This window comes from Arcticibacterium sp. SM2516 (assembly GCF_057914865.1).
This window is the reverse complement of the sequence record NZ_CP195290.1, coordinates 1,251,578-1,277,649: the sequence shown is the minus strand read 5'-3', so window position 1 is coordinate 1,277,649 and position 26,072 is coordinate 1,251,578. Positions and strand designations below refer to the sequence as shown.

23 protein-coding genes are annotated in these 26,072 nt (G+C 36.3%); 17 read left to right on the top strand and 6 right to left on the bottom strand.

Features of this window, described 5'->3' with window-relative positions; genetic code table 11:
• Nucleotides 1–43: 43 nt before the first annotated feature.
• The 6 genes from ACSBFT_RS05300 to ACSBFT_RS05275 all read right to left on the bottom strand — a co-directional run bounded on the left by ACSBFT_RS05300 (nucleotide 44) and on the right by ACSBFT_RS05275 (nucleotide 6,350).
• Nucleotides 44–844 (bottom strand): class I SAM-dependent methyltransferase, encoded by an 801-nt coding sequence (locus ACSBFT_RS05300; RefSeq protein ID WP_489603820.1) that lies wholly within the window; start codon nucleotides 842–844, stop codon nucleotides 44–46.
• Between the two features lie 3 nt (nucleotides 845–847).
• Nucleotides 848–1,516, bottom strand: coding sequence for a HemK2/MTQ2 family protein methyltransferase (locus tag ACSBFT_RS05295; protein ID WP_463047053.1), 669 nt, complete (start codon nucleotides 1,514–1,516; stop codon nucleotides 848–850).
• Between the two features lie 194 nt (nucleotides 1,517–1,710).
• Nucleotides 1,711–3,156, bottom strand: coding sequence for a B12-binding domain-containing radical SAM protein (locus ACSBFT_RS05290; protein WP_489603819.1), 1,446 nt, complete (start codon nucleotides 3,154–3,156; stop codon nucleotides 1,711–1,713).
• Nucleotides 3,157–3,158: 2 nt separating this feature from the next.
• Nucleotides 3,159–3,962, bottom strand: a complete 804-nt coding sequence (locus tag ACSBFT_RS05285; protein WP_463047055.1) for an SAM-dependent methyltransferase — start codon at nucleotides 3,960–3,962, stop codon at nucleotides 3,159–3,161.
• Nucleotides 3,959–5,377 carry a B12-binding domain-containing radical SAM protein gene (locus tag ACSBFT_RS05280; protein WP_489603818.1) on the bottom strand — a complete coding sequence of 473 codons (1,419 nt, stop codon included), beginning with the start codon at nucleotides 5,375–5,377 and terminating at the stop codon, nucleotides 3,959–3,961. Before ACSBFT_RS05280 ends, ACSBFT_RS05285 begins: the two co-directional genes overlap by 4 nt.
• Before the next feature lie 28 nt (nucleotides 5,378–5,405).
• Nucleotides 5,406–6,350 carry a hypothetical protein gene (locus ACSBFT_RS05275; RefSeq protein WP_463047057.1) on the bottom strand — a complete coding sequence of 315 codons (945 nt, stop codon included), beginning with the start codon at nucleotides 6,348–6,350 and terminating at the stop codon, nucleotides 5,406–5,408.
• Nucleotides 6,351–6,722: 372 nt separating this feature from the next.
• Between ACSBFT_RS05275 and ACSBFT_RS05270 the strand changes: the two genes are divergently transcribed.
• From ACSBFT_RS05270 to ACSBFT_RS05190, 17 genes are all read left to right on the top strand, one after another.
• Nucleotides 6,723–8,384, top strand: coding sequence for a calcineurin-like phosphoesterase C-terminal domain-containing protein (locus ACSBFT_RS05270; protein WP_489603817.1), 1,662 nt, complete (start codon nucleotides 6,723–6,725; stop codon nucleotides 8,382–8,384).
• Between the two features lie 971 nt (nucleotides 8,385–9,355).
• The gene (locus tag ACSBFT_RS05265) at nucleotides 9,356–9,559 is read left to right on the top strand and encodes a hypothetical protein (RefSeq protein ID WP_489603816.1); all 204 of its coding nucleotides are present in this window, start codon (nucleotides 9,356–9,358) and stop codon (nucleotides 9,557–9,559) included.
• Complete coding sequence (locus tag ACSBFT_RS05260) at nucleotides 9,549–9,899, top strand: hypothetical protein (RefSeq protein WP_489603815.1); 351 nt, start codon at nucleotides 9,549–9,551, stop codon at nucleotides 9,897–9,899. Before ACSBFT_RS05265 ends, ACSBFT_RS05260 begins: the two co-directional genes overlap by 11 nt.
• Nucleotides 9,900–9,947: 48 nt before the next feature.
• Nucleotides 9,948–10,337, top strand: coding sequence for a VOC family protein (locus ACSBFT_RS05255; RefSeq protein WP_463047061.1), 390 nt, complete (start codon nucleotides 9,948–9,950; stop codon nucleotides 10,335–10,337).
• 585 nt (nucleotides 10,338–10,922) lie between these two features.
• Nucleotides 10,923–12,005: a glycoside hydrolase family protein gene (locus tag ACSBFT_RS05250; RefSeq protein ID WP_489603814.1), complete on the top strand. Its 1,083-nt coding sequence runs from the start codon at nucleotides 10,923–10,925 to the stop codon at nucleotides 12,003–12,005.
• Nucleotides 12,006–12,241: 236 nt separating this feature from the next.
• Nucleotides 12,242–13,342: a nickel-binding protein gene (locus ACSBFT_RS05245; protein WP_489603813.1), complete on the top strand. Its 1,101-nt coding sequence runs from the start codon at nucleotides 12,242–12,244 to the stop codon at nucleotides 13,340–13,342.
• Between the two features lie 128 nt (nucleotides 13,343–13,470).
• A complete protein-coding gene (locus tag ACSBFT_RS05240; protein WP_463047064.1) occupies nucleotides 13,471–13,857 on the top strand; it encodes a cupin domain-containing protein in 387 nt (128 codons plus the stop codon).
• Between the two features lie 322 nt (nucleotides 13,858–14,179).
• Entirely contained in the window at nucleotides 14,180–14,605 is a 426-nt protein-coding gene (locus tag ACSBFT_RS05235) for a hypothetical protein (protein WP_489603812.1), read from the top strand.
• A 146-nt stretch (nucleotides 14,606–14,751) separates the two neighbouring features.
• Nucleotides 14,752–15,180: an SRPBCC family protein gene (locus ACSBFT_RS05230; RefSeq protein WP_489603811.1), complete on the top strand. Its 429-nt coding sequence runs from the start codon at nucleotides 14,752–14,754 to the stop codon at nucleotides 15,178–15,180.
• A gap of 2 nt (nucleotides 15,181–15,182) precedes the next feature.
• Entirely contained in the window at nucleotides 15,183–15,503 is a 321-nt protein-coding gene (locus ACSBFT_RS05225) for an ArsR/SmtB family transcription factor (protein ID WP_489603810.1), read from the top strand.
• Nucleotides 15,504–15,655: 152 nt separating this feature from the next.
• Nucleotides 15,656–17,014 carry a DEAD/DEAH box helicase gene (locus ACSBFT_RS05220; protein WP_463047068.1) on the top strand — a complete coding sequence of 453 codons (1,359 nt, stop codon included), beginning with the start codon at nucleotides 15,656–15,658 and terminating at the stop codon, nucleotides 17,012–17,014.
• Between the two features lie 92 nt (nucleotides 17,015–17,106).
• Nucleotides 17,107–17,712 carry a Crp/Fnr family transcriptional regulator gene (locus ACSBFT_RS05215; protein ID WP_489603809.1) on the top strand — a complete coding sequence of 202 codons (606 nt, stop codon included), beginning with the start codon at nucleotides 17,107–17,109 and terminating at the stop codon, nucleotides 17,710–17,712.
• A gap of 196 nt (nucleotides 17,713–17,908) precedes the next feature.
• Nucleotides 17,909–18,589 carry a type 1 glutamine amidotransferase domain-containing protein gene (locus ACSBFT_RS05210; RefSeq protein WP_489604867.1) on the top strand — a complete coding sequence of 227 codons (681 nt, stop codon included), beginning with the start codon at nucleotides 17,909–17,911 and terminating at the stop codon, nucleotides 18,587–18,589.
• Nucleotides 18,590–18,844: 255 nt separating this feature from the next.
• Complete coding sequence (locus ACSBFT_RS05205) at nucleotides 18,845–19,513, top strand: response regulator transcription factor (protein WP_489603808.1); 669 nt, start codon at nucleotides 18,845–18,847, stop codon at nucleotides 19,511–19,513.
• Entirely contained in the window at nucleotides 19,510–20,880 is a 1,371-nt protein-coding gene (locus tag ACSBFT_RS05200) for a sensor histidine kinase (protein WP_489603807.1), read from the top strand. Before ACSBFT_RS05205 ends, ACSBFT_RS05200 begins: the two co-directional genes overlap by 4 nt.
• Nucleotides 20,881–20,943: 63 nt before the next feature.
• Nucleotides 20,944–21,651 carry a VIT1/CCC1 transporter family protein gene (locus tag ACSBFT_RS05195; protein ID WP_463047728.1) on the top strand — a complete coding sequence of 236 codons (708 nt, stop codon included), beginning with the start codon at nucleotides 20,944–20,946 and terminating at the stop codon, nucleotides 21,649–21,651.
• A 91-nt stretch (nucleotides 21,652–21,742) separates the two neighbouring features.
• Entirely contained in the window at nucleotides 21,743–26,071 is a 4,329-nt protein-coding gene (locus ACSBFT_RS05190) for a CusA/CzcA family heavy metal efflux RND transporter (RefSeq protein ID WP_489603806.1), read from the top strand.
• The last annotated feature ends 1 nt before the right edge of the window (nucleotide 26,072 follow it).

Genomic DNA, 26,072 nt, shown 5'->3' with positions numbered 1-26,072 from the left:
CGGGTAAAACTTTGCTTTTAGTGCTTGAGAGCTTCTTTCCTTATCATTTTGTTGCACTAATTAATACACCACTCATGTATTTTTTCCCTTTTACAAATGGTGGATTTATAGAGTCTAACTTTATCACATTCCTTCTAATTTCTGGAAATATGATTATTTTCAAACGTCCAATGAAGGAATACAGCTTTGAAAGCCTTTCTGACAAATTTGAAATCTTTTTGGAATAATTATTTTTTTTCATTTCAGTCAATTTAATATTGTCAAAACCGATTTGGTATAGTAGAGCTTGCCAATTTTCAGGATATGCAAATTCTCCACTTGCTTGTATTATGCCATAGTTTTCTAAACAAAAATCATTTACAATCTTAACCTCTTCTCCTGTTGTATCAGTGAGCCATAAAGTTTCGTTCAACACTACTTTTCCTTTTAAAGTCAATACTCTATGAATTTCTTGTAAATAATTCACTAAAACCTCAGCATTTTGTATGGCTAAAACTGATTCTATATAAACAATATCAAAAGAATTATCATCAAAAGGTAGTTTCCCTAAACCCTCAATCAGTTTTAAAGTTATACGATTTTTCAGCCATGAAAACCTTATACGTGACTTTGCCTTTTTTAACATAGATTTTGAGATATCCACTCCAGTTAACTTTATGGATTTGTTTCTGGCTGCTAATTTCACCAAAGTAGCACCAGTACCAATTCCAATTTCTAAAATTTTGTCATATTCCAAATCACCTATTTCTTCTAAAAGTAGTTCCGTTCCATCCTCTGAATATGCATGTAGAAAACATCGATTAAGTGTAGCGTAATGGTTAAATAAATTATCTGAAGATATCATACGCTATAAAAGCTCAAAAATAAAATTCAACTCACTCATAATTCTTTTCCTTTCTACTTCTTTCCACTTAAAGTCCTGATATAAAGCTAATTTCATAATTACATCAATCTGACAATCCTCTGAAAGTACCATGATAACTTTACCATCTTTCTCCAAGAACTCAGGCAACTGTTTGAATAGATTTTTGAAATACTCAAAATCTTCTCCACAAAAAAAGGCTCTTTCCGTATCATCATTTGGGTATTTTGGGTAATAGGGCGGATTAATTACAATTAAGTCAAATAAGCTCAATGGGAAGTTTGTAAATAAATCCGATTGAAGCACTTGGAGCTTTACATCATTTAATAATGCGTTTTTAGATACGGTCTCACAAGCCACTGCATTAATATCAGAAGCAGTCACCTTTGCCCCTTTCTTTGCCATAAATATTGACAAAAGTCCAGAACCTGCACCTAACTCTAATACATTTTTAGGAATAGGCCCCTTTTTAGTTTCTTTATAGAACTCTTCCTTTTCAAGAAACTCCAACAAGAAAAGAGTGCTGAAGTACAGTTTAGGGTGAAATACACTTGGTGGAACAGATATTTTCATACCCTGAACTTCCACTTGTTTCTCTTTCGACAGATAAACTCGCAGCGGAAAAATAACAATTCCATACAAAAGCTTCTTCATTATATTTCTAAGCACTCCTATCATTTCATTTAAACAGTTGCATCTTATTTATTTTTATATTTAGATATGTTCTTAACGTCGTTAAAAACGGATTCTAGAGAATTGAAAACTGGAATCCCAGAAATAAAAACCGTTACTAACACAATGGAAAAAGAAAGAAAGTTAGTTTAATTAAATTGCAGTAGTTGATAAGATTACCTTTTTTCGATCATCATCCCGGCACGAGCCTTCATTGATTTCAATTTTAATTTTAAACTACCTATTGAATTCCCTTTTCGTTGAAAATATGCCATTTCATTTACTACCCAGTGGACGGCATAATTGTAATACTTTTTAGAATAAGTCCTTTTAAAATCAATATCTCTATCCGTCGTTGTAGACCAATCTAAATCATTAATGGTGCTATGAGCTTCTACCTCTTCGTATAATTCAGTCCCTTTAATCGGATAGGTTAAAGTAATGGTAAACTGATCCGGGTTGGCAGTTTTAAGATGATTTAAGGTGTTTTTAATATCTTCTTCGGTTTCATTTGGATAACCCAACATAATAAAAGTACCTGCCTGAATTCCCGCTTTTTGGCTCAATTGAATCATTTCTTGTACCTTTTCAACTTTCACTCGCCTATCCATCAAGTCTATTATCCTCTGAGAGCCACTTTCCGCACCAATCCAAAGCCTAAAACAACCTGATTTTTTAAGTAAATTTATTACCTTTTCATTCATACGGTCAGCACGGCTAATGCATTCGTAACTTATTTTGACTTGCTGTTTATCCAGTTCCTCACAGAATCCTTCAAGCCATCGGTGGCTAATGGTAAACACATCGTCCACAAACCAAAAATTATCAGTTTGGTATAGGCTCTGAATTTCTTTTATCTCCTCCACCACTTTTTCTGGCGACCGTCTCCTATAACTTAAGCCATATACGCCGCGGCTACACCAGTGGCAAGTATAAGGACATCCCCGCATAGTGCTGAGCGTCATAGAACTTTCTCCGTGATGTTTTTTCCAAGCTTTCAAATACAAGTTCAAGTCAATTGCAGCTCGGTTAGGTAATGGCAAATCATCTAAATCTTTACGCAAAGGGCGGTCTGGATTGATAATAATTTCACCTTTTCCATCTTTGTATGCTAATCCCGCAATTTGAGAAAGCTCTTTTTCTGGAAAGCCGTCGCTGCTATTTATAAAAGATTCACATACTTCATAAAATGTTTCTTCTCCTTCCCCTATCACTAAAAAATCAGCTCCGAAATTCAATAAATTTTCAGTATTATATTTTACATCTGGACCTCCTAACACAATTTTCGTATGACTTAATTCTTGATAACTTTTCACAAACTTAATCATTTCCAAAACGTTCAATTTGGTCATCAAATTGATATAAATGGCCAAAACTGCCGGCTTTCGTTCAAGTAAATGTTTATAAAAAATACTTTTCGTTGAGAAGGTAGTATCAAAAACTTCATGCTCCATATCCTTCTCTTTCAGATAACCAGACAAATACAGAATCCCTAATGGTGGATAGGGTTTCATAATTTGCTGCTCTTTAACATCATCAGCAAGGAAGTAAGCGTGCGTTAAAATAAGTCCAGAAGCAACAGGTGTTCTAAATCCAGACGGGGGGGATTGTTCGAGATTCATAGTCATCGCTGTTTTACTTCAATTAAAAAATGGTCCGACATATTGGATAAGAATGGAATTTGGATCGCCCAATTTTCTAATTTCTCTAAAAAACGTAAAACGGGTTTTCTTTTTTCAAAAACTCCGTTTAAATATGATGGAGGTATGAAAAATCCAATCGCTTGTTTATGACTAATTATTAAGTTTTTAGGAAGCATATTTTCTATACTTTTTGGTGAAAAATACCAAGTTTTGATAGTTGATCCATGGCCCAAATTAGCTTCAAGTGCCTTTTTTGATAACCTTCTAAATGCCTTTTTAAACTGCAATTTCATCAGAAAATAAAAGCTTTCCCACACACAAAACTGCGGCATAATTACTCCAATAAACTTACCATTTGGCTTTAATAAACATGACATTTTCTCGTAAAAAAAAACTTTCATTTTTTTAGGGCTCAAACAATTAAATCCACCAAAATTAGACAAAATCAAATCAAACTTCTGCTCATTAAGCACTTCTCCAATTAACTCAATATCCAGCACTTGAAATTTCACCTTTTCACTCAAACCATGTTTCACAGATTTAGCCCCTACTTCTTTGACCATCTCTTCAGAAATATCTGTTGCCAAAACACGGTATCCTTTTTTTGCTAACCAAATGGCATCTTCGCCTGTTCCACAGTTCAACTCCAAGACGGATACTTCTTTTTTCACTTCCAGTATTTTTTCGAGATATTCCCAAACTAGTTTACGCTGAGCCCTTCCTACAGCTGTATACGTAAAGCTTTCGTCATATTCTGTGGCGATATAGTCAAATGCGTTTTTCAAACTTTCGCAAGTTGTTTAAGTTTTTTACCACTCATTTTCTCTTTTGCCCAAACTATCGGAAATTTCAAAGCTCCTTTTACTGTTAAAGTATTTTTTAGTTTCTCTTTTCTATATACGTTATGCGTGTGAGCATGTAATTGCCTATAAAATGAAGACGAATAAGTGGATTCATACATCATGTCTAAATCATTTGAATCTTGCCAATTCTGTTTTGTTATTAATTGATTCTTTACTTTCTTATGAAATAATGTACCCGGCAAAGGATATGAAACCGAAATACCAATATCATCTGGCATTAACTTTTTGACCATCTCTAAGGTTTTTTCAATATCCTCCCAGGTTTCGCCCAAATAGCCGTATTGCAAGAAAAAAGCTACTTTGACGCCTTTTTCTTTCAATAACTGTGTTGATTTTTCAATTTCTTCAATGGTAGTTCCCTTATCCATAGCATCTAAAATGCTTTGTGAACCACTTTCTGCACCAATCCAAACCTCAACCAAGCCTGACGCTACCAAATCATCAATAGTACTTTCTTTTAATAACAAATCGGCCCGAGACTGAATTTTTAAGCAAGGTTTTAAATTTTCCTTTTGCAATAGTTCTTTAAACTCTTTGGGCCAGTCAGGTTTCAAGCCAAAAATGTCATCACAGACCCAAAAATGTTTTACACCCTCATTTTGCATTAAAAACTTTAATTCCTCTACCACCAATTTAGGAGAACGCACATTGTAACGATTACCATAAATAGGTTTGGCACACCAATTACATTTAAAAGGGCAGCCCCTTGTGGTAGCTATATTTAAAGAAAAATAACCATGAGCCTCTTCCCAAACAGCTCGATATTCCGATAAATCTATTAAATCCCAAGCCGGCATGGGTAAGGTATCAAGGTCAATAAACTGACTCCTTGGATTTGTTTTTATTACCTTGTTATCCAGCAAAAAAGTAATACCTTTTATCTCATCAATAGACTGAAAATCATTATTAAACAATTCCATCAAAGCATTTTCTGCTTCACCTAAAAGAACAATACAGGCACCTTCTTCCAAATATTTTTCAGAATGGTCTGTGGCATCCGCAGAATTTACTAACACCTTACAACCCGCCCTTTTACCTAAGTGTATTAACTCAAAACAAGCTTCTCGCATCACATTGAGACACATTTTGCTCAAATAGTTAAAATTATCGTCAAAAATCACCAAGTAATCTGGCTGAAAATCTGTGAGATATGACTGAATTTCACTTGGCGAATACCTCAGGTTGCTATCAAAGAGAACCACTTCATAACCTTTTTGACGAAGTAATGCAGCCGCCAAAATTGTCCCATAGGGCGGATAAGGTTTTTGTGTTTTCCACTGTTTTTCATCAAAACGATAGAAATAAGCATTCGCTAAAAGGATTTTTTGAGGTTTCATGTTTAAATGGAGTGGTAAATCATTTAAATTAATTCCATATCGTCTTTTCTAAGTCTGATATTCTTTGTTGATATTGGTTTAATATTCTTTCGTAATTACCACCAAAATGGGCTTTTGCAATGTGTCTATTTATAAGTAAATTTTCTCCATTTATTCCAAACATTTCCGGTTTGTGATTTTTTCTCCAACGTTTTTCCGTCTTTTTCATTAAAAAAACATCTAACCAATCTCCTAAACGATTATTTAAACACTTTTCTAGTGTTTTTTTAATCCAACTATTAAATGTTTCCAATTTAGAAATATCATGGATAGGATAATTGGGATAATGTTTTCGAATCCATTCGTTTTTTGCCTTAAACTTTAGATAAAACTCTCTTCCATAGGTGGGAATAACCGTAGCAATTTCAGTAGCTGTAAAAATACTTTTGTCTGTCAATTCAAGTGAATCGGCATCAATCATATAATTAAAACATAAGAATTTGGTTCTATTTAAGTAGACTATTTTTTGTGTTAAATAGAAACATAAACGAGCAATCCAAAGCCGATTAGGAGCAGTGATAATAAAATAATCAATATCACTTTTTTCATCCATGTAGTTTTTGGATAAGGAGCCAGAAATCATAACAGAACGCACGTAAGGAAACTGGCATATAAAAGATGTTATCCTTTGAGCCTTTTTCAAGTAAACTTCCGATAATTTATTCCCTTTTAATCTACGCTCCAGTAATGAAATATCTTCATTCAAAGAATAATATTTCATTACTTGATAAAATATTTTATTGTTTTGAACTAAACCATCTAAAATTTCCTCTACCAATTTAATCGAATCAACATCACTTCTTTCATAAACTTCTTTAGCAGTAAGTGGGTAATTAAATAAATCAAAATAACAAAGGGTATGAAGCACATTTTGAATATCCGCTTTACTTGCATTCGAAAATTGTATACGCTCCTTAGTGGCAGAATTAGGCATTATTAGGGCTTTCGCTATAGACAAATATATGACTTGTTTATTTTTAAAAAATGTAAAACATAAATCAGGTTAGAAATAAATATAGCAATCAACTTTAGTTAACTAAATGCTAGCAGTTTATAAAAAAAAAGAATTTGATTAATACTTCTTCGACCAAGCATAAACTGGCACCAGCCTCAATGTTATATTTACACCTTGTATTAAACTAAACCATAACACATCTCGATTACCTTCGTAACCTTCCTTTTTTAAAGGAAGAAATATTTAAACTTTATACTAAGCCCAAATAATTTTATCACAGTCCCAAAGCCTATAGATTCGTTGTAATACATTAGATTTACCAATCTATTAGCCATTAAAATACCAACCCAATTGAAACACCAATTCTTGAATACCAAGGGAAGCCTGACAATACTTTTTTCCCTATACGTTGCCGCTGCCATTATTTCTCCCTTACATGCCCAGGTAAATCTTGCCAAAGGCACAGTTTACCTTGATGCCAATGAAAACAAAATGTTTGACAATGGAGAGAAAGGGATTGAGGGCGTAAAAGTCTCCAATGGTCTGGATGTGGTTATAACCAATGCCTTGGGTCAATATCAAATAGAACTGCAGCCTGAAAGTACACTCTTCATTTCAAAACCTGCCAACTATCGTGTACCACTAAACGAAGTGCAGTTGCCACAGTTTTACTATAGCCATTACCCAAATGGTACTCCCGGAAAGGCAGATTGGAAATGGTCGGTATTTGGCCCTACAGGACCATTGCCTGAGGCCATAAATTTTCCACTTTTAAAGGGAGAAACAGTAGATGAGTTCAAAGCCATGGGCTTTGCCGACCCTCAAACCGCCAATGACGAACATTTAGATATGTTAAGGAAAGACATCATAGATGAGCTTTTTGGTAATCCTTTTGGTGCAGCATTTGGATTGGTAGCTGGCGATGTAGTACACGACAATCTGGGCCTTTATGAACGTCATAACAGGTTGATGTCACAAATTGGCATTCCGATGTGGAATGTCCCAGGTAACCACGATTTAAACCTAGAATCGCCAAACCATAAGTATGCCACACAGACCTTTAAAAGTATATTCGGGCCAGATTACTACTCATTTGACTATGGTCAGGTACATTTTCTTGCTCTTAATAATGTAAGTTATAAAGGGAAAGGAAAAGGGTATAGTGGTCATATAGACGCAGACCAAATGAAGTGGATTGAGAATGACCTCAAAGACGTTTCTCCCGATAAACTCATTATGGTCATATCGCACATTCCCCTACTCACTTATGCCAATAATCGCTCATTCTCTGCAGGCACCAACACGGTAAATTTCAATGAACTGCTCCGTATTTTAGGTCGTTTTAAAAATGTTTACTCCATAGCTGGTCATGATACCAGTAATAGCTGGAAAGTGGAAATTAACCATACACACGGCTGGCATGGCTACCCATTTATTACGCATACCTTGGCCGAAGCTCGAGGAAGCAGTTGGAATTCTGGTCCAAGGGACGAAAGAGGGGTTAGGCCTGCTACAATGGCAGACGGAAACCCAAATGGTTATTATGTATTTTATTTTGAAGGTCATACAGTAAAACCAAGGTTCATCCCTGCCGGAGGAAACTCAGACGACCGTTTAAGGATTTTGCTGGATCCGCAACTAAGCCATCCAAACAGCCCTGTTCAGACGCATCCTCTAGGTCTGGATCGAGGTTTTCAGGTAGACAATATGTTTGTGGTCGTTAATTTCTTTGATGGTGGAGAACGTGACGTTGTCACGATAACACTCGATAAAGCAGCACCAGTGACCATGGAACATATAGAACGTACAGATCCTTTCTACGAAAGGCAATACCAAAAATATAAGGATACGGACGATTCCTTTCCATCACCTGCTGTTTCTTCGCACATCTGGAGTTTTGCCCTTCCCGCTAATTTGAAACCTGGCATCCATGCCGCTCGAATAAAAGCGGTAGATGAATTTGGTTTTGAAGACGAAAAAACTTTCACTTTTGAGATCATGGCAAAGGAATAATTAAGATTAAACTTTATTTCATTGTTGGCTTATTCATTTTGAAAGGTTACCGTTTAGTATTATCAAAAACGGAAGCTATACCATTGACAGAAGTCCAATTCTCCTTCGGGAAAAGTAACGAAGACATAGACCTGGTGACTGAATTATACAGCGAATCTGAGTTAGGAAAAGGAGACAACTTTATAAAAGTTGGTTAATAATGCGACTACTTGAGCTTTATTAAAAGTGATTTTATCAGGATTTACGCCAGTCGTAGGTGTAAAGAGGTTATGCAGTGGATTTCTTCCAAAGGTAATTCATATTCATGCATGTAGAGAAACCCTTTGAGAAATCCTCACTGATTTTAAAAGTACCCTTAATGGAATCTATTTATCAAGTACGTTTAAGGAGAAATGTAGGTTGGGAACCAGATAAAGTTATAAGACATAGTTTTAAACCATATCTTTTGAAATTTAAAGAAAATTTAGAAATTAATTGGCTAGGCCACCTATGGTTCAAAGGCCTGTTTGCATAAGTTGAAAACAAGGACGGTCGAGCAAAGCAAGCTCTTTAGTGGAGTACGGATCGTATTATTCTCGAAAAGCATGGACAAAGACAAAAAAAAGCTTGGAGAAAATCAATCAAAAACTGAAGGAAATAGCGGAAAAGAACTGAGCCCCTTAATTAAGAGCGTGAACTTAAATCCTTCGGGAGCTTAAATAGTTATAGCCCCCCCCCATGTAACGCCGATCTGAGATTTGATTTTTAGGCATTTACGTTTCAATCATTCCAAATTTTAATATATTTAATCTGGTTTCCAAATCATTTATAATTAGTTTGATAGGTTCCGATTTATATGAAAAGCCAATTATTTCTTTCAATAGGCATTCTCTCGATCTTACTCGTTACTGGATGTCGTAATAAATCGCATAGACCTACCCAGAGGGTAAAATTGGATTAATAGGTTTGGCTCACTTACATCCAAAGAAAATGTGAGTGCCAGTCTAAGGCATGCCTACGCGGACTCGGTATATTATATACACTTGGACGGCTTTAAGCGTGAATGGAATTTCGCCGGAGCTAAAAACGACGAGCATCTGTCATCAGAATTATTAAAATACGATTACTTCTACATCAACGGTGGCGATACCATTCCATTTCAAAAAACGAATTTTCTAAACATCCATGCCAGATAGCACCCTAGCTATCAACTGTGTGCTTTATTTTGTTACTAAAGAGGAGCTGGCGAGTATTGATGATATGGAAATAGGATATGAACGAATCGACGTTACCCATCAGATTTTAGGGTGTAGTATAAAAGGAGGAAGAGTCTATGCATATCGTGCTAAACCAGAATATATTTATCGACATGAAACCGACACCTTAACGGCGATTATTGAAAAGGAATATGCTGAGCTGGTATGGGGTGCCTATGATCGTTTAGGTACCATGGCAAGAAAAGAATTCGATGCTTCCACCACACCTATTGATATAGACCTCTTAGCTCCAGTGATTAGAGTTAAAGTTCGAGATTAAGAGAAATATATGTTATTAAAATAAAAATTTACTGATTAATTAAATCATATGACACGAATTGACGCCATCATTGCGGTAAAAGATGTAGAAGCCAGTGCAAAATGGTATCAGCAAGTTTTTGGATTTAAAAATGCCCATGGCGGAAAAGATTTTGCAGTCTTAAAAACCGAAGAGGATGAAATTATGCTTTGTCTTCATAAATGGGGTGAACATGACCATCCATCCTTAACAGACCAAAACAATACAGCGGGTAATGGTCTACTACTTTATTTTAGAACCGACAATTTGGAAATCATTAGAGATAAGATTGACCAAATGGGTGGCAGAATTCAGGAAGACATTCACCAAAACAAAAATTCGTTGAGAAAAGAGTTTTCTTTAAGAGATTTAGACGGCTATTATCTTACCGTAACGGAGTTTCACCAATATGAAGGATAATCCATTTTATCCCGCTTTATTCATTAGAAAATCTCCCGATAGCTATCGGGACCGTAGCTAAATTGCTTCAAATCAGTACGTAAACCCATTTAAACTCAATCACCAGAACCCTTCGACAAAAAGCTCAGGGTAAACGCTATGCTAATCTCGTTTAAATGTCTGATTTATTAACACTTTAGCTACTCATTACAATTCTCCAATGCATAAACCGGATTTAAGCTTTGCAATTTTATATAAAACGGTCGTTGAAAAAATGGAAATAGTTCGGACATTGCCTAAACGGTCATTACCCATAAAGTGTTACGCATTAATAGTACGTTTGAAGTTCGTTGAAAGACCACGGAGATATTAGTAATTAAATAATAGTTTGAATAAAAGATTTCCTTCATTGCTTAAATAAAGGCTCAATAGACCCCAATAAACCGACCCAACTTATAAGCTTAGCATACAGAGTTCCCTTCGTATAGCCTTGTATTCTTATTAACTTGTTGTTTTGTCTCAGTAATGACCTAAATTCGGGATTAAAGAAGCCGAGAACCGAAATTCATTTTATCAAAACCCTATAGCCAATCCGCCCAAAGCGATATGAATAATATAGTTTTATCCGTCATCCTCTTATCGTCTCTATCATTTACCAGTTACGGCCAAATAAACATATCATCAGATCCTACTTTGGAAGAGACCGCCTTAAAGAAGGTGGTACCTCTAGAAGAAATGGAGCGAATTTTCGATGAGATTAAAACGCCTTTTAAATATGGTGTGGTAATGGAACAACCTGAAAGCACAAAAATGGTTGATTCTCCTACCATTTACCGAAAAGGTGGTGTTTGGTATATGACCTACATTGTGTTTGATGGGCAAGGGTATGAAACCTGGTTGTCGGAAAGTGACGACTTGCTGCATTGGAAATCAAAAGGCAAAATATTATCGTTTACCGAAAACACATGGGATGCCAATCAAAAAGCCGGATATGTATCCCTGGTAGATATACATTGGGGTGGAGATTATTCTGTAGAAAAATATCAAGATAAATACTGGATGACCTACTTGGGTGGAAACTCAGCAGGTTACGAAAAAGGTACTTTAAAAATTGGCCTAGCCCAATCCAACACTATAACCCAAGCCCATGAATGGATTAGAAGCAGATCCCCTCTTTTGTCCCCTGAGGACGAAGACGTTCGTTGGTTCGACAACAAAACCATTTATAAAAGTTTAGTCATTCGCGACACCAAACGACACACGGGTTACCCATTCGTAATGTATTATAACGCTAAAGGAGATACAGCCAACTATGAAAGTATTGCGATGGCAGTATCTGATAACATGCTTAACTGGAAACGATATGGAGAAAACCCAGTTATAAGCAAAGGAAAAGGCATTTGTGGTGATGCACAGATTACAAAGATAGGTGATATATATGTGATGTTCTATTTCGGAGCATTCTGGAAACCTGGTGCTTTTGAAAGGTTTGCCTGCTCTTACGATTTAATAAACTGGACAGACTGGGATGGAGAAGACTTATTGGCTCCCTCTGAAGGTTTTGATAAGAAATATGCACACAAGCCATGGGTCATAAAATGGAATGGCGTGGTTTACCATTTTTACAATGCCGTGGGAGATAAAGGTAGGGTGATTGCCTTAGCTACATCCAAAGATTTAAAACAGTAAATACCATCATCGCGTAAAAAGGCTTATGTAGCTTCTTAACTTAACACGCTTAAACAGACTTGCTTTGTTGATTCCAATAGATATCAGGTCATTAGGTCTTTTGGGTGAAACGGCAGATATCCTTATCCGTAATAAACAACTCTTTTAGCACAAAGTGATAAATCAAGTGTTTTTCAGATTAAAATACATTAATATGCAATAGAGCTTAAAATATTATTTTAAAAAAAGAATCTCGTATGCCAATATATATGGATCGCCATGATGTGTCTGAATTAGTTACTGCAGAAATTGTTGCAGAGCTGCATAGAGAAGACCTAAAAATTCAGAAGGATTATAACTGCCGGGGTTTAACGTATTGGTATGATGACATTAAGAAAATAGCATTTTGCTTAGTAGATGCACCCAATATAGAGGCCATAAAGAAAATGCACAGTCATGCCCACGGTGAGGTACCTAATGAAATACTTGAGGTTGATTCAAATCTTGTTGAGGCTTTTCTGGGAAGGATTAAAGATCCAGTGAGCTCAAATCAAAACGAATTGAATATCATAAACGATCCAGCCCAGCGAACATTAATGGTCATGCGATTTATCACACTTTCCTTAGATGGTTTTAGTATTTCACAATCAGCTAATGGTATGCAGAGAGCCATTAAAATAATTGGCGATTTGCTCAAACGTTTCGATGGAAAACTGGTACAACAAAATGATGGTTATTTATTAGTTTCTTTTAAGTCCGTTTGTAAGGCTGTATTCTGTGCTTTTGAAGTACAGAAATTAAATAAAGCATTGAAAGAGGGATTTGGTAATCCCTGTATCGACTTGAAAATAGGATTGGCTACGGGTATGCCCGTTAATCGGGGTAAAAGCTTCTTTGAAGATACCATAAAAATGGCCAATGGTCTTTGTTTAATCAATAAGAAGGACATTATGGTGTCTACTGAAGTTAAAAATGCTTTCATTACAGAAAATACGGATGACACCTTTGAGATAAACAAATTAGATAGTTTAACATTGGCAGATGAAAACTTTCTAAATATATTAATGGGTTTTATCGAAAAACAATGGCAAAATCAGGAGCTAAAAGTACAGGATTTTGGTTTTTCATTGGGAATGAGCAATACATTAATATATAGAAAAATGATGTTGCTCACAGGTAGTTCACCGAGTAACTTTATTAAAATATATCGTTTAAACCGTGCTTTAAAAGAGATGAATTTGAAAACGAAAACAATCTCAGAAATAGCCTTTGAATCAGGTTTTAACAGCACCTCTTATTTTTCGAAATGTTTTCAAAAACGATTTGGACATTTGCCCTCTGTGTATTTAAAGTCCTAAAGTGAAAATAATTCAATATTGACCCAAAAGTTCACTTATTATAACCAAAATTTCTATTCTTCCCCTCTTTATGTATTTATTTTTGTTGACAGTATTGAACTCTTAATCAATAACTTAAATTCAGAAATATGAAAATTTCAAGGGACAAAATCGAAATTAAAATGGAGATTCCTGGAGCTATTATCCGTCAAAAAACTGATTTTGGCGACGCTACTGGTCTAGCTAAGATAAGCGGCGAGTATTTTAGTCTTTCTAAAGGCGTAGATACTACACCCCTATTTATGGGACTTGAAGGGAACATGTGTCAGTGCCCACATTGGGGTTACCTTATAAGCGGTCAAATTACAACAACGGATGCAGAAGGTATGGAAGAAATGGTCAATGGAAAAGATCTTTTTTACTGGCCATCAGGACATAATGTAAAGGTCAATGAAGATGCAGAAATCGTTATGTTCAGTCCACAGAAGGAACATACCCATGTTATCAATCATATGATTGAAATGGTAAAAGAGTAGTAGCTTAACTAAAAAAATGGCAGTTTTACTTAAACAGAAAGTGTTGTGCAAACTTTATTAATTCCATATTTAGGTTAGAAAACATTTAATCCGCCTTTAATTTAGACCGAATAAAGGTGAATTATTAAAGGTTTGGTCATTTAATAAAAAAGTGACCTTCTAAAAAGTTAATAATTTCAAAATCTGGCAAACTCTTGTTGGAGAAAAGTGAGAAGTTTGCAAAAATGTTTTAAAAAATCGGGTTAAAACCTGGTGTTAAATAAGACCTAATTTATCTCTTTCAGAATGGGTAATGGACGGCAGTCGCCAGTTGACTCTGCCCATGGCGAAACTTATGATGTTCAATAAAGTAACTAAAACACTTCATTTAAACTCAAAAAAACTTTTTTTGATAGATGGATTGGGTGCAATTTTATCTACTTTTTTATTGGGGATTGTGTTGGTAAAGCTTGAACACATTTTTGGAATCCCTTCTTCGACATTGTATTTTCTAGCCTTGTTTCCATTCTTATTTACAGGATATGATTTTTATTGCTTTCAGAAAGATGCACCCAATTCCACGGTATTCTTAAGAGGCATTGCCTTTATGAACCTGCTGTATTGTTGTTTAACTATCGGAGTAGCCTTTTATCATTATAAAACTATATCGCATTTCGGATGGATTTATATGACACTTGAAATTATGATTGTAACCACCCTAGCCTATTTTGAAATTAGAATGGCGGCAAGAGAAATTGACAAAGGTTAAATACGGATACTAAATAGAATATCCGAAATTCTGACACAATATAGAACACATGGGCTCGTCAGGGCCTCATCCAATAAAATATGTCTGATCATTTGCGTAACTTCAAAGTTACCCTTAAGTTTACGTAACCTTAAAGTTACATAACAATGAAGACAGAAATTAAACACAAGTGGTTTTTTAAGCAGTCAGCCGAAGAAATTTGGGAATATCTTACAAAAGCCGAGCTACTTGAAAAATGGCTGATGCCTAACGATTTTAAACCCAAAATCGGGCACGAATTTAAGTTTACTACAAATCCGATTCCCAGTTTAGACCTTGATGGAACTTTCTATTGTCAAGTTTTGGAGCTTATCCCACTGAAAAAACTTGTTTATAGTTGGAAAGGTGGCACAAGCCAAAATAATCCAAGCCTTGACACCACCGTGGAGTGGACTTTAGAAACCAAAGAGGACGGCACTGAATTAAGGCTAACACACAGCGGATTCAAAGAAGAGAACGCTTCCATTCTCAATGGCATGTTTGATGGTTGGGAAAAAAACATTCAAAAAATGTTCCATCATTTAAATTCGTTCTAAAAATGGCAACTCCTACCCTCGATGCCTTTCAAGTCATTGCAGACCCAAGCCGAAGGCAAATATTGGGGATGCTTACCCAAAGCACCTATAATATAAATTCGTTGGCAGAAAATTTTGATATGAGTAGGCCTGCCGTTTCAAAACACATTAAGATATTACAAACGGCAGGTTTTATTTCCATTCAAGTAATAGGCAGAGAAAGGCACTGCATTTTAAAACAGGAAGGTTTCAATGAATTAAAAACTTGGATAAAACATTTTGATAGATTTTGGAATGATAAACTTAAAAATTTAGAGACTGTATTAAATCAAAAAAAACAATAATTAGCACATAAATAAGGCCGTTTCTACGTTCGCCCAAAATGTTCTTTTTGCCAATAAACACGGTTATTACATCATGAAGACGAAGTGTTGGCTTTCAAAAATAGTTGGCGAAAAGGCACTCACTAGCAGATTTTTCTCGATTACTTTGCAAAATGAATACCTTCGAAGATTTTAAAATTAAAAAGCAATTAGGTAATGCCGTTGCCGATTTGGGTTTTACAGAGCCAACTCCTATTCAGCAAGCGTCCTTTTCCACCATTTTGGGTGGCTCTGATTTTGTGGGCATTGCACAAACCGGAACAGGAAAAACGATTGCTTACTTGCTGCCTATCTTACAGGATTTAAAGTTTTCCGATCAACCGCACCCTAGGGTCGTAATTTTAGCCCCTACTCGGGAGTTAGTGATTCAGATAGTAGAACAAATAGAAAAGTTAACGGCCTACCTCACTGTAAGAGTATTAGGGGTTTATGGTGGTACCAATAACATAAACGCCCAAAAAGTGGCTGTTATAGAAGGTGTAGATATCATTGTAGGCACGCCAAGAAGGTTATATGACCTCACTATTAGCAATGTATTGCGACTAAAATCAATCAAAAAACTGGTGATTGATGAAGTGGACATAATGCTGGATTTTGGTTATAAAACACAGTTGAAAAACATCTTCGAACATCTACCCACAAAAAGGCAAAACATTCTCTTTTCTGCCACCATGACCGACTATGTCGATGATTTAATTGGTGATTTTCTGGTTAACCCTGTTAAGAAAACCATTTCTCTCAGTGGTACACCTTTGGAGAATATCAGTCAGGTAGCTTATCCTGTTCCTAATTTTTATTCCAAGGCTAACTTACTAAATCATTTATTTGAAGATAAAGAGGAATTTAACAAAGTTTTAATTTTTGTTGCGACCAAAGTCAATGCCGATAGGCTAGCAGAAACATTGGATTTTCAGTCTGAAATTTCTGTCATTCATTCTGGCAAAGAGCAAAATCACCGTTCTACTTCTATAGAAAAATTCGGGAACGGTACAAGTAGAATTCTTATTGCCACCGATGTGATAGCCCGCGGAATAGATATTGAAAAAGTGAGTCATGTCATCAGTTTTGATACACCTTTCTATCCAGAAAACTACATGCATAGAATTGGCCGTACTGGTAGAGCGGAAGAAAAAGGAAAATCCATCCTATTCTATAATGAGAACGAAGTAGCCTTAAAGGAATCCATTGAAAGTTTGATGAGCTATACCATTCCTATAAATGCATGGCCTGAAGAAGTGGATATTTCTTACCACCTCACCCCAGAGGAAAAACCCAAACCTGAAGAACCCGAAGAACTACTGCATAAAAGTTCAAGTAAAGATCTTGGAGCTGCTTTCCATGAGAAATCTGCGAAAAACAGTAAAGAAAATGCGGAAAGAATAAGTTACAGTAAGGCTATAAAAGATAGATATAAAAAGCCGGTTAGGCGTGGAGACAAGATTCAAAACATGAAAAAGAAAAGGAAGAAGTAATCATTAGGCGATCGGTTTAAGATTTTTCTAAAATATTACACCGCTAAGCTCATCGCTTAAAAGCACAACATTTGGGTTAAATTAAAAACCCCATGATCCTTACAAGTATTTTAATGGACAGTGCAAAATCAATCATATCGGAAATTTTTAAGGGCATTTCTTTTTCTCCAGAAGAAACGGACCTGATTGAAAGTAAACTGGAAGTTAGTCGCATAAAAAAGGGCAAAACACTTCTAAGAGCTGAAGAAACTGTACTTAACCAATTCTACGTTTATAATGGCTGCTTAAGAACCTATTTTATTGACCATTCAGGAAAAGAACACACCCTTCAGTTTGCTATTAAAGACTGGTGGATTAGTGATTATACCGCCTTTTTTTCAACATCAAAAGCCATCCTGAATATTGAATGTATTCAGGATGCTATCTTGTATAAACTTTCCAAAAAAAATAGCGATGATTTGTTCACCGAAATTCCACAACTAGAGACTTTTTTCAGGAAGAAAATGGAAAAAGCTTTTGCCAGTTTTCAAAGGAGAATTCTAGCTAGTCTGGCACAATCAGCAAAAGAAAGATACCTGTCTTTCATGAGTACCTACCCCAACATTGAGCAGAGCGTAAAAAACTATCACATCGCTTCATACTTAGGCATAACCACAGAAAGCTTGAGTAGAATTAGAAAAGAAATAGCTCAAAGCTGAGTTTCTTACCATACATCAATTTTTCCCTGATTCTATTGACATACTTTTGTAAAAGCAATTCGAAGGGATTGTAATTAAACAATAAAGTATGAAAAACTTATTCCTATCACTAGCCGTAATTATGGGACTCACATCTTGTAATATTGGTTCTGGAAGGCAACAAACAGAAGAATCATTAACAATAAAAACAGAGAAAATGAAAAAGGTATTATTTGTATTAACCAGTCACGAAGATTTAGGAAACACAGGAGAAAAAACAGGCTTTTGGATTGAAGAGTTTGCTGCTCCTTACTATCTCTTAAAAGATAAAGGCATTGAAATCACCTTGGCATCTCCTAAGGGAGGTCAACCACCAATAGACCCTAAAAGTAATGAGCCAGATTTTCAAACTCCTGCAAATGTAAGATTTAACGGAGACAAGGAAACTCAAGAAACTTTGTCTAAAACAGTAAAACTATCCTCTATAAATCAGACAGATTATGATGCGGTGTTTTACCCAGGCGGTCACGGACCTTTATGGGATTTAGCGGAAGACAAAAGTTCAATAGCCTTGATAGAAAGCTTTTATAACAACAATAAGCCTGTGGCTGCTGTTTGTCATGCTCCTGCTATTTTTAAGCATACGAAAAACATAGATGGCTCACCCTTAGTAAACGGAAAGAAAGTAACAGGTTTTACAAATGGTGAAGAAGAAGCTGTCCAATTGACTTCCATTGTACCATTTTTAGTAGAAGATATGCTAAAAAGTAATGGTGGTATTTACTCTAAAGGAGCAGATTGGGGTCCTTATGCAGTAGAAGACGGTTTATTAATTACGGGTCAAAACCCAGCATCATCTGAATTAGTAGCGGAAATGCTCTTAAAGAGATTGAAGTAAAATCACACCTACTATCTTACTTATAGCGACTTGAATTTTATTCAGGTCGCTATTTTTTTTTGTAGAGCCATCGCAGATCTAAACATGCTTTTATTTAAAGTTTCTATGATATCTTCTTTTCGTTTATCACTAATTTAAACCGTTGATTATTTTATAAGGCCAATACGTATTGGCATCCGTTAGAATGCAATATCTTAAGCGAACCTTAAGAATCTTTTAAAGCTTACTTAATGATTAAATATTGAAATTTGTACCATGAGAATATTGATTGTAGAAGATGAACAAGGTATTTCTGCCTTCCTGAAACAAGGTTTGGAGGAAGAGTCTTTTGCTGTCGATGTTGCAGATGAAGGAAAAAAGGGCCTGCACCTTGCATTATCAGGAGAGTATGATTTACTCCTATTAGATTGGATGCTTCCCGGCTTAAGTGGTATTGAGATTTGCAGACAATTCCGAAAAGAATTTACCGATACGCCCATCATATTCTTAACCGCTAAAGACACGATTGACGAAACCGTTTTCGGCCTACAGGCTGGAGCCAATGATTATATCAAGAAGCCTTTCCATTTTGAAGAACTTTTGGAAAGAATAAAAGTACAGCTAAGACCAAAATCAGGCACTCACTCTATTTTTGTTTTAGGTAGCATTACCCTAAATACCGAAACGCATCAAGTACACAAAGGAAGCCAAGAGGTTAACTTAACACAAAAGGAATTCGCTCTTTTGGAATACCTCTTACGCAACAAAGGAAAAGTTTGCAGAAGAACTCGAATCATAGAGCATGTATGGGATATTCATTTTGATTACAACACTAGTGTTATTGATGTATATATCAACGCATTAAGAAAAAAGTTATCATTATCTGAAAAAGAAAATTATATTCAGACCGTTCGTGGAGTGGGCTATATCGCAAAAGAAATATGAATGTTGGCCTAAAAAATAGAATAGCCTTTCACTATATGATTGCAACCGCAATTATTATGGCTTTGGCCTGTATTACCATCTATTTTGTAGTGCATGAAACGGTTATGAGAAACCTTGATTATGACTTATCCTATGAAGCCGAAAAGCATGTAGGTGAGATCAAAATTGACGGTGACAGCATTTTATTCATTAATAAGGCTGAATGGGAAGAAAAAGAACACCGTGAGATACAGGTTAATCCCGTTTTTATTCAATTGATTGACAAACATGGTCAGTTAATGGATAAATCTCCCAACCTAAAAGATGAATATTTACCGTTCAAAGAGGCAGAATTTGGCGGACATTTTGACACTCAATTAAGCGACAAGGCGATTAGACAAGTGCAGCTGCCGTTAGAACAAAACGGAAAAATAAAAGGATATATTCTAGCTGCCATGTCATCAGAATCAGCACAATCCGTAATTTTAAAATTGAGGAATGTATTATTGGTCTCTTATTTGGTGGTATTGGCTGGTTTATATTTTATTTCCCGCTTTCTAGCAGGAAGGAGTATCCAGCCGATTCAAAATGTAACCAACACGATTACACATATCACAAAACTCAATCTAAATGAACGTGTGGTCTTACCACAACATAGAGATGAAATCTATGGCTTGTCTATAGGTTTCAATGCCCTTCTTGAGCGGATTGAAAATGCTATTAAGCGAGAGCGGCAATTTACTTCTGACGCATCTCACGAACTTAGAACTCCTTTAGCCACACTAAGAGGAACACTGGAAGTCTTGATTAGAAAACCAAGAAACCAGCAAGAATATGAGGAGAAAATAAAATTCAGCCTTACGGAAATTGAAAAGATGGCCACCACCCTTGAGCAATTGCTTTTGCTCGCTCGTCTTGATTCAAATTCCAGTACTTTAGACAACAGCTCTGTTCCCCTACCCACCATTATGGATGAATCGTTGGGTCGTTTGAAAAAACTAATTGTAGAAAAAAATCTTAAAATAGAATTCCTTTTTAATCAAAAGAAAAACCTTTTAGTACCTCAATATTATACAAACCTTATTATAGAAAATGTATTAAGTAATGCCATCAAATATTCTAAGAATAACGGCATGGTGAAAATTACAATTGATGAAGTTGAAGCCCGAGTCGTATGTACCATTCAAGACCAAGGTATTGGTATTGATGAAAAGGATTTAAATAATATTTACGATAGTTTCTTCAGGTCGGAAGCACTCCATCATAAACACATATCGGGCAATGGTTTAGGGCTTTCCATAGCAACAAAGTGTGCTGAGGCTATAAAAGCTAATTTGACCATTGAAAGTGTTTTGGATAAAGGAACAATAGTGACCATAAAGTTCTAAGTTTGTTACCTAGCACGGCATTAAAATGAAACTGTGATGCCCCTCACCATTTAGAAATTAAATATGGAAGCCACTATTGATAATTATTTAGATAATCATTACATACATCGTAGCAACTGGCTAAGAGCAGCCGTTTTAGGTGCCAATGATGGCGTTTTATCAACCACCAGTTTAGCCATAGGTGTAGCGGCAGCAAGTGATTTAAGAGAGCCCATTATATTAGCGACTCTAGCTGGATTGGTGGCTGGAGCCTTATCCATGGCGGCGGGAGAATACGTTTCTGTAAGCTCACAAACGGATGTAGAAAAAGCCGATATTGAAAGAGAAAAGCAAGAGCTTGAAGAAATGCCAGAGCTTGAGTTACAAAGACTTACAGAAATCTATGAACAAAGGGGCTTAACAAAGGAAACCGCTGCTATTGTGGCTAAAGAACTGACCGAATATGATGTATTAGGGGCCCATATCAGAGACGAATTAGGCATTAATGATATCAGTCAGGCCAAACCACTTCAAGCGGCCTGGACCTCTGGTGCAGCCTTTAGCGTTGGCGGGATTCTACCTTTACTCATCGCCCTATTTATGCCGCTCCAACAAATGGAGTACTACCTGTATGGATTTTCAATTTTCTTCTTAATTGTTTTAGGAGCTGTAGCTGCAAAAACAGGTGGTTCAAGTATTTTAAAAGCCATACTGCGTATTACTTTCTGGGGTACTATCGCTATGGGACTAACAGCCCTTGTAGGTCATCTCTTTGGCGTAAACCTAGGCTAAGCTATAAATCTTAAGCAAATCTTAAGAAAAGCTTGAGAAGAACCATAGGAATATCTATCTACTTTTAGTGTAATTAAAATCATGGACACTAATGTTAGAGCGGATTATTCAATATAGCATCAACCACAAACTAATTGTATTATTATTTTCATTAGGCATAATCAGCTTTGGCCTGTTTTCTCTTTCTGAAATTTCGATAGGTGCTGTTCCCGATGTCACCAATAATCAAGTACAAATCATTACCACTTCCAGAAATTTAGCGACAGAAGATGTCGAGAAATTTCTTACATATCCAGTAGAGCTGGAAATGGCTAATCTGCCCGATGTAAAGGAAATTCGATCTGTGTCAAAGTTTGGGCTATCGGTAGTGACTGTTGTATTTGATGACAAAATGGGAACCTATCTTCCTAGGCAGCTTATTGCCGAAAAAATAAAAGCTGCAGAAGAAAAGATTCCTGCTGGGTTTGGTAAACCATTTATGGGACCAATTACTACGGGCTTAGGAGAAATTTATCAGTATGTCATAGAAGTAGACTCCGCACATAGAGATGATTACTCACTTTCTGATGTCAGAACCATACAAGACTGGATAGTAAAACGGCAGCTTTCGGGTATTCCGGGGGTGGTAGAAGTAAACACTTGGGGTGGGCATCTCAAACAATATGAAGTTGCCATAAATCCTGAAAAACTAAAAAGCCTAAACCTATCCCTTTCCCAAACATTCTCTGCCCTCGAAAAAAACAACAGCGTGGCTGGAGGTGGGTACATAGAAAAAACAAATCAAACCTATTTTATTAGAGGTGAAGGGCTCATCAGTTCATTAGAAGATATTGAAAACATTGTCATCGAAAACAGAAATGGAGTCCCAGTTTTCATAAAAGATGTAGCAACAGTTGGATTTGGACATGCAACACGTTTCGGGGCAATTACTGGAAATGGCGAAGGAGAAAAAGTATTGGGACAAGTCATGATGCTAAAAGGAGCAAACTCCAATGCTGTTATAGAAGCCGTAAAAGTACGCGTTGCTGAAATCTCCCCTTCACTTCCTGTTGGTATTAGTATCAATCCCTTTTTAGAAAGAAGTGAATTAATAGCAAAAACCACTTTCACCATAGCTGAAAACTTAATACTAGGTTGCTTAATTGTCATTTTTGTGGTGGTTTTACTCCTCGGAAATATCCGATCAGGGCTGGTTGTTGCCTCCGTAATTCCGATGTCTTTGCTTTTCGCATTGTCGCTCATGTACATATTTGATGTAGATGCTAATTTGATGAGCCTTGGGGCTATAGACTTCGGAATTATCATTGATGGAGCCGTGATTATTGTAGAATTTATTGCTTTCAAAATTACAGCAGAACGCTCTCACTTTTTGGCATTACCAAAAGCCGAAAGACAAAGTTTTATTGACAAAGTCACTCATTTAGGAGCTAGCAAAATGATGCACTCCGCAGTTTTCGGCCAGCTCATTATTATTATTGTTTTTATACCCATACTCTCCTTGGTGGGTATAGAAGGGAAAATGTTCAGACCCATGGCACTGGTTTTTACTTTTGCTCTGGCGGGTACTATGATTCTTGGTTTTACTTATGTGCCGGTAATGGCTTCCTTGTTTATCAGACCTACTGACCCAAACAAGAAAACGATTTCCTCTCGACTCATTACATTTTTGGAAAACAAATACAAGCCTATTATTACTTGGGCACTAGGCAGAAAAAAGATTGTGCTTGCTATGGCATTCACACTTTTTGTGGCCACAATATTTCTTTTCTCTCGTATGGGAGGTGAATTTGTGCCTACTTTAGATGAAGGTGATTTCGTGATACAACCAGTACTGAAAACAGGAACTTCCTTGAGTAATACTGTGATTGCTACCACAAGAATAGAAACCATTCTCAAAAGGTTTCCGGAAGTGCTTCAGGTAGTCAGCAGAATTGGAGCCGCAGAGGTGCCCACCGACCCTATGTCCATGGAAGAAAGTGATGTTATTATCAAACTCAAACCAAAGGGAGATTGGGTAACCACAAAAAGCAAAGATGAGCTGGCCGATAAATTCAAAGCGGCTTTGTCCGAAATTCCTGGAGTAGACTTTGAATTTACTCAACCCATCGAGATGCGTTTTAATGAGCTGATTACAGGTGTTAGAGCTGATTTAGCCATTAAGGTTTTTGGAGAAGATTTAGACATTCTTTATAAGCAAGCTTTGAAAGTTGAAAAAGCCATTCAAGGCGTAGATGGTGCTGCCGATATTATAGTAGAAAAGGTGGTAGGACTTCCTCAGATGTCGGTCAAATATGATAGAAGAAAGATTGCCAAATATGGCTTAAACGTGGAAGATCTTAATAACATTATCACCATGGGTTTTGCAGGTAAATCTGCTGGAACTGTTTTTGAGGGTGAAAAACAATTTGATATCGCTATCAGGTTTGACAAAGCCCACCATCAGGATATTGAGGACATAAAAACCGCCACAATCCAACTTCCTAATGGGAATCAACTACCGTTAAGTGAATTTGCAACCATTTCTTACACAAAAGGACCCGCTAAAATCTCCAGAGATAATACCAAAAGAAGAATAGTTGTTGGCGTAAATGTAAGAAACCGAGATTTGGAATCGGTCGTAAAAGATGTGCAGCAAATCATAAATGAAGAAATCAAACTACCAACGGGTTATACCATAGCCTATGGGGGCCAATTCGAAAACTTGAGAACCGCCAAAGACCGTCTTATGATAGCTGTTCCTATAGCACTCTTATTGATTTTTATATTACTCTATTTCGCTTTCAATTCCATCAAAGAAGCACTAATCATCTATAGTGCCATTCCGATGTCGGCCATAGGAGGCATTGTTCTGCTGTACTTACGAGACCTACCTTTTAGTATTTCGGCCGGCGTTGGATTTATTGCTCTCTTTGGTATAGCCGTATTAAACGGAATAGTACTCATTGAAGAATTTAAGGAGCTAAAAGCAAATGGCATCAATAACATTAACCGTCGCATACTTATGGGTACAAAGAACAGATTACGACCCGTTTTACTTACAGCCTCAGCAGCTGCATTAGGCTTCTTACCTATGGCTATCTCAACCTCGGCTGGTGCTGAAGTTCAGCGACCACTAGCCACGGTTGTGGTGGGTGGACTTATTTCAGCCACGGCACTTACGCTAATTGTATTACCTGTACTTTATGCACTTTTTGATAAAAATAGAAACTTGCCTAAAGTTAAAATTCCAGCGGCCATATTAACCATTGCAGTGCTATTGGCCTTCCCCGTTTTAGGTCAAAACAAGGAGAATAAAATAACCGTGGATCAAGCCGTAGAAATTGCTTTGCAAAACAATCTTGGATTAAAGGCATCGGCCCAAAGAATTGTTCAGAGTGAACAACTTATTGAGAGTGCGATAGACATCAACAAAACAGAGGTTTACTATAATAAAGACCAAAACAATATAGCTCCAAACAATTTTCCACTTAATGTTTGGGGCATTAGTCAAACCTTTCAGTTTCCTACGGTTTATGGTGTTCAGCGAAGGGTAATGGAGCGTAAATCACAATTAACAAAAGACCAATTCAGTATAGATAAACGCATGGTCACCAAAGAGGTACATATGGTTTATTATGAAATAGTCTATTGGCATGAAATGCTTAAAAACTATACCTATCTAGATAGTCTTTACACGGCTTTTGAGCATGCAGCCAACAGAAGATTTGAACAAGGTGAAACTAATTATTTGGAAAAGTTAACCGCTGAAACTAAGAAAAAAGAAATCTCAATACAGCTCCGCCAAATTCGTGAAAGTATTCAAAAAAACTATATTCTTCTCCATCAATGGTTACAATCAGACACTGACTTTACCGTAAGTGAGGAAAATTTTGACAGAATTGCGGTCATGCAATTTGATAGCATTGCCCACCCTACCCTCCGTTACTATAAGAATGCGTTGGAACTTTCAAATGAAACCCTGGCTTTGGAAAAACAAAAATTATTACCTGATATCGTCACTTCTGTATTTCGGGGTTCAAACAATGGTCCAGGTACACAATCGTATGCTGGCTTTCATGTTAGCGTAGCTGTTCCTTTATGGCTGAAAAGTCAAAAATCAAAAATAGCAGCCGCAAAAACTGGAGCAAGTATCCTTGAAACTGAAAGAAATAATTATAAAACACAGTTATCCTCAAGGTATGAGTCACTTCAATCCGATTTAAGGCAATACGAGGAAGGTCTTACTTACTATGAATTAACGGGAAAAAACTTATCAAAAGAGACACTATTTTATGCCAACAAGGCCTATCAGAACGGTGAAATAAACTTTCTTCAATATACTCAACTATTGGAGAATGCAAAAAGCATTGAATCAAACTACCTAAAATCTCTTTTCCAATACAATATGACAGTTTTGGAAGTGAATTATTTAATGAACTGAA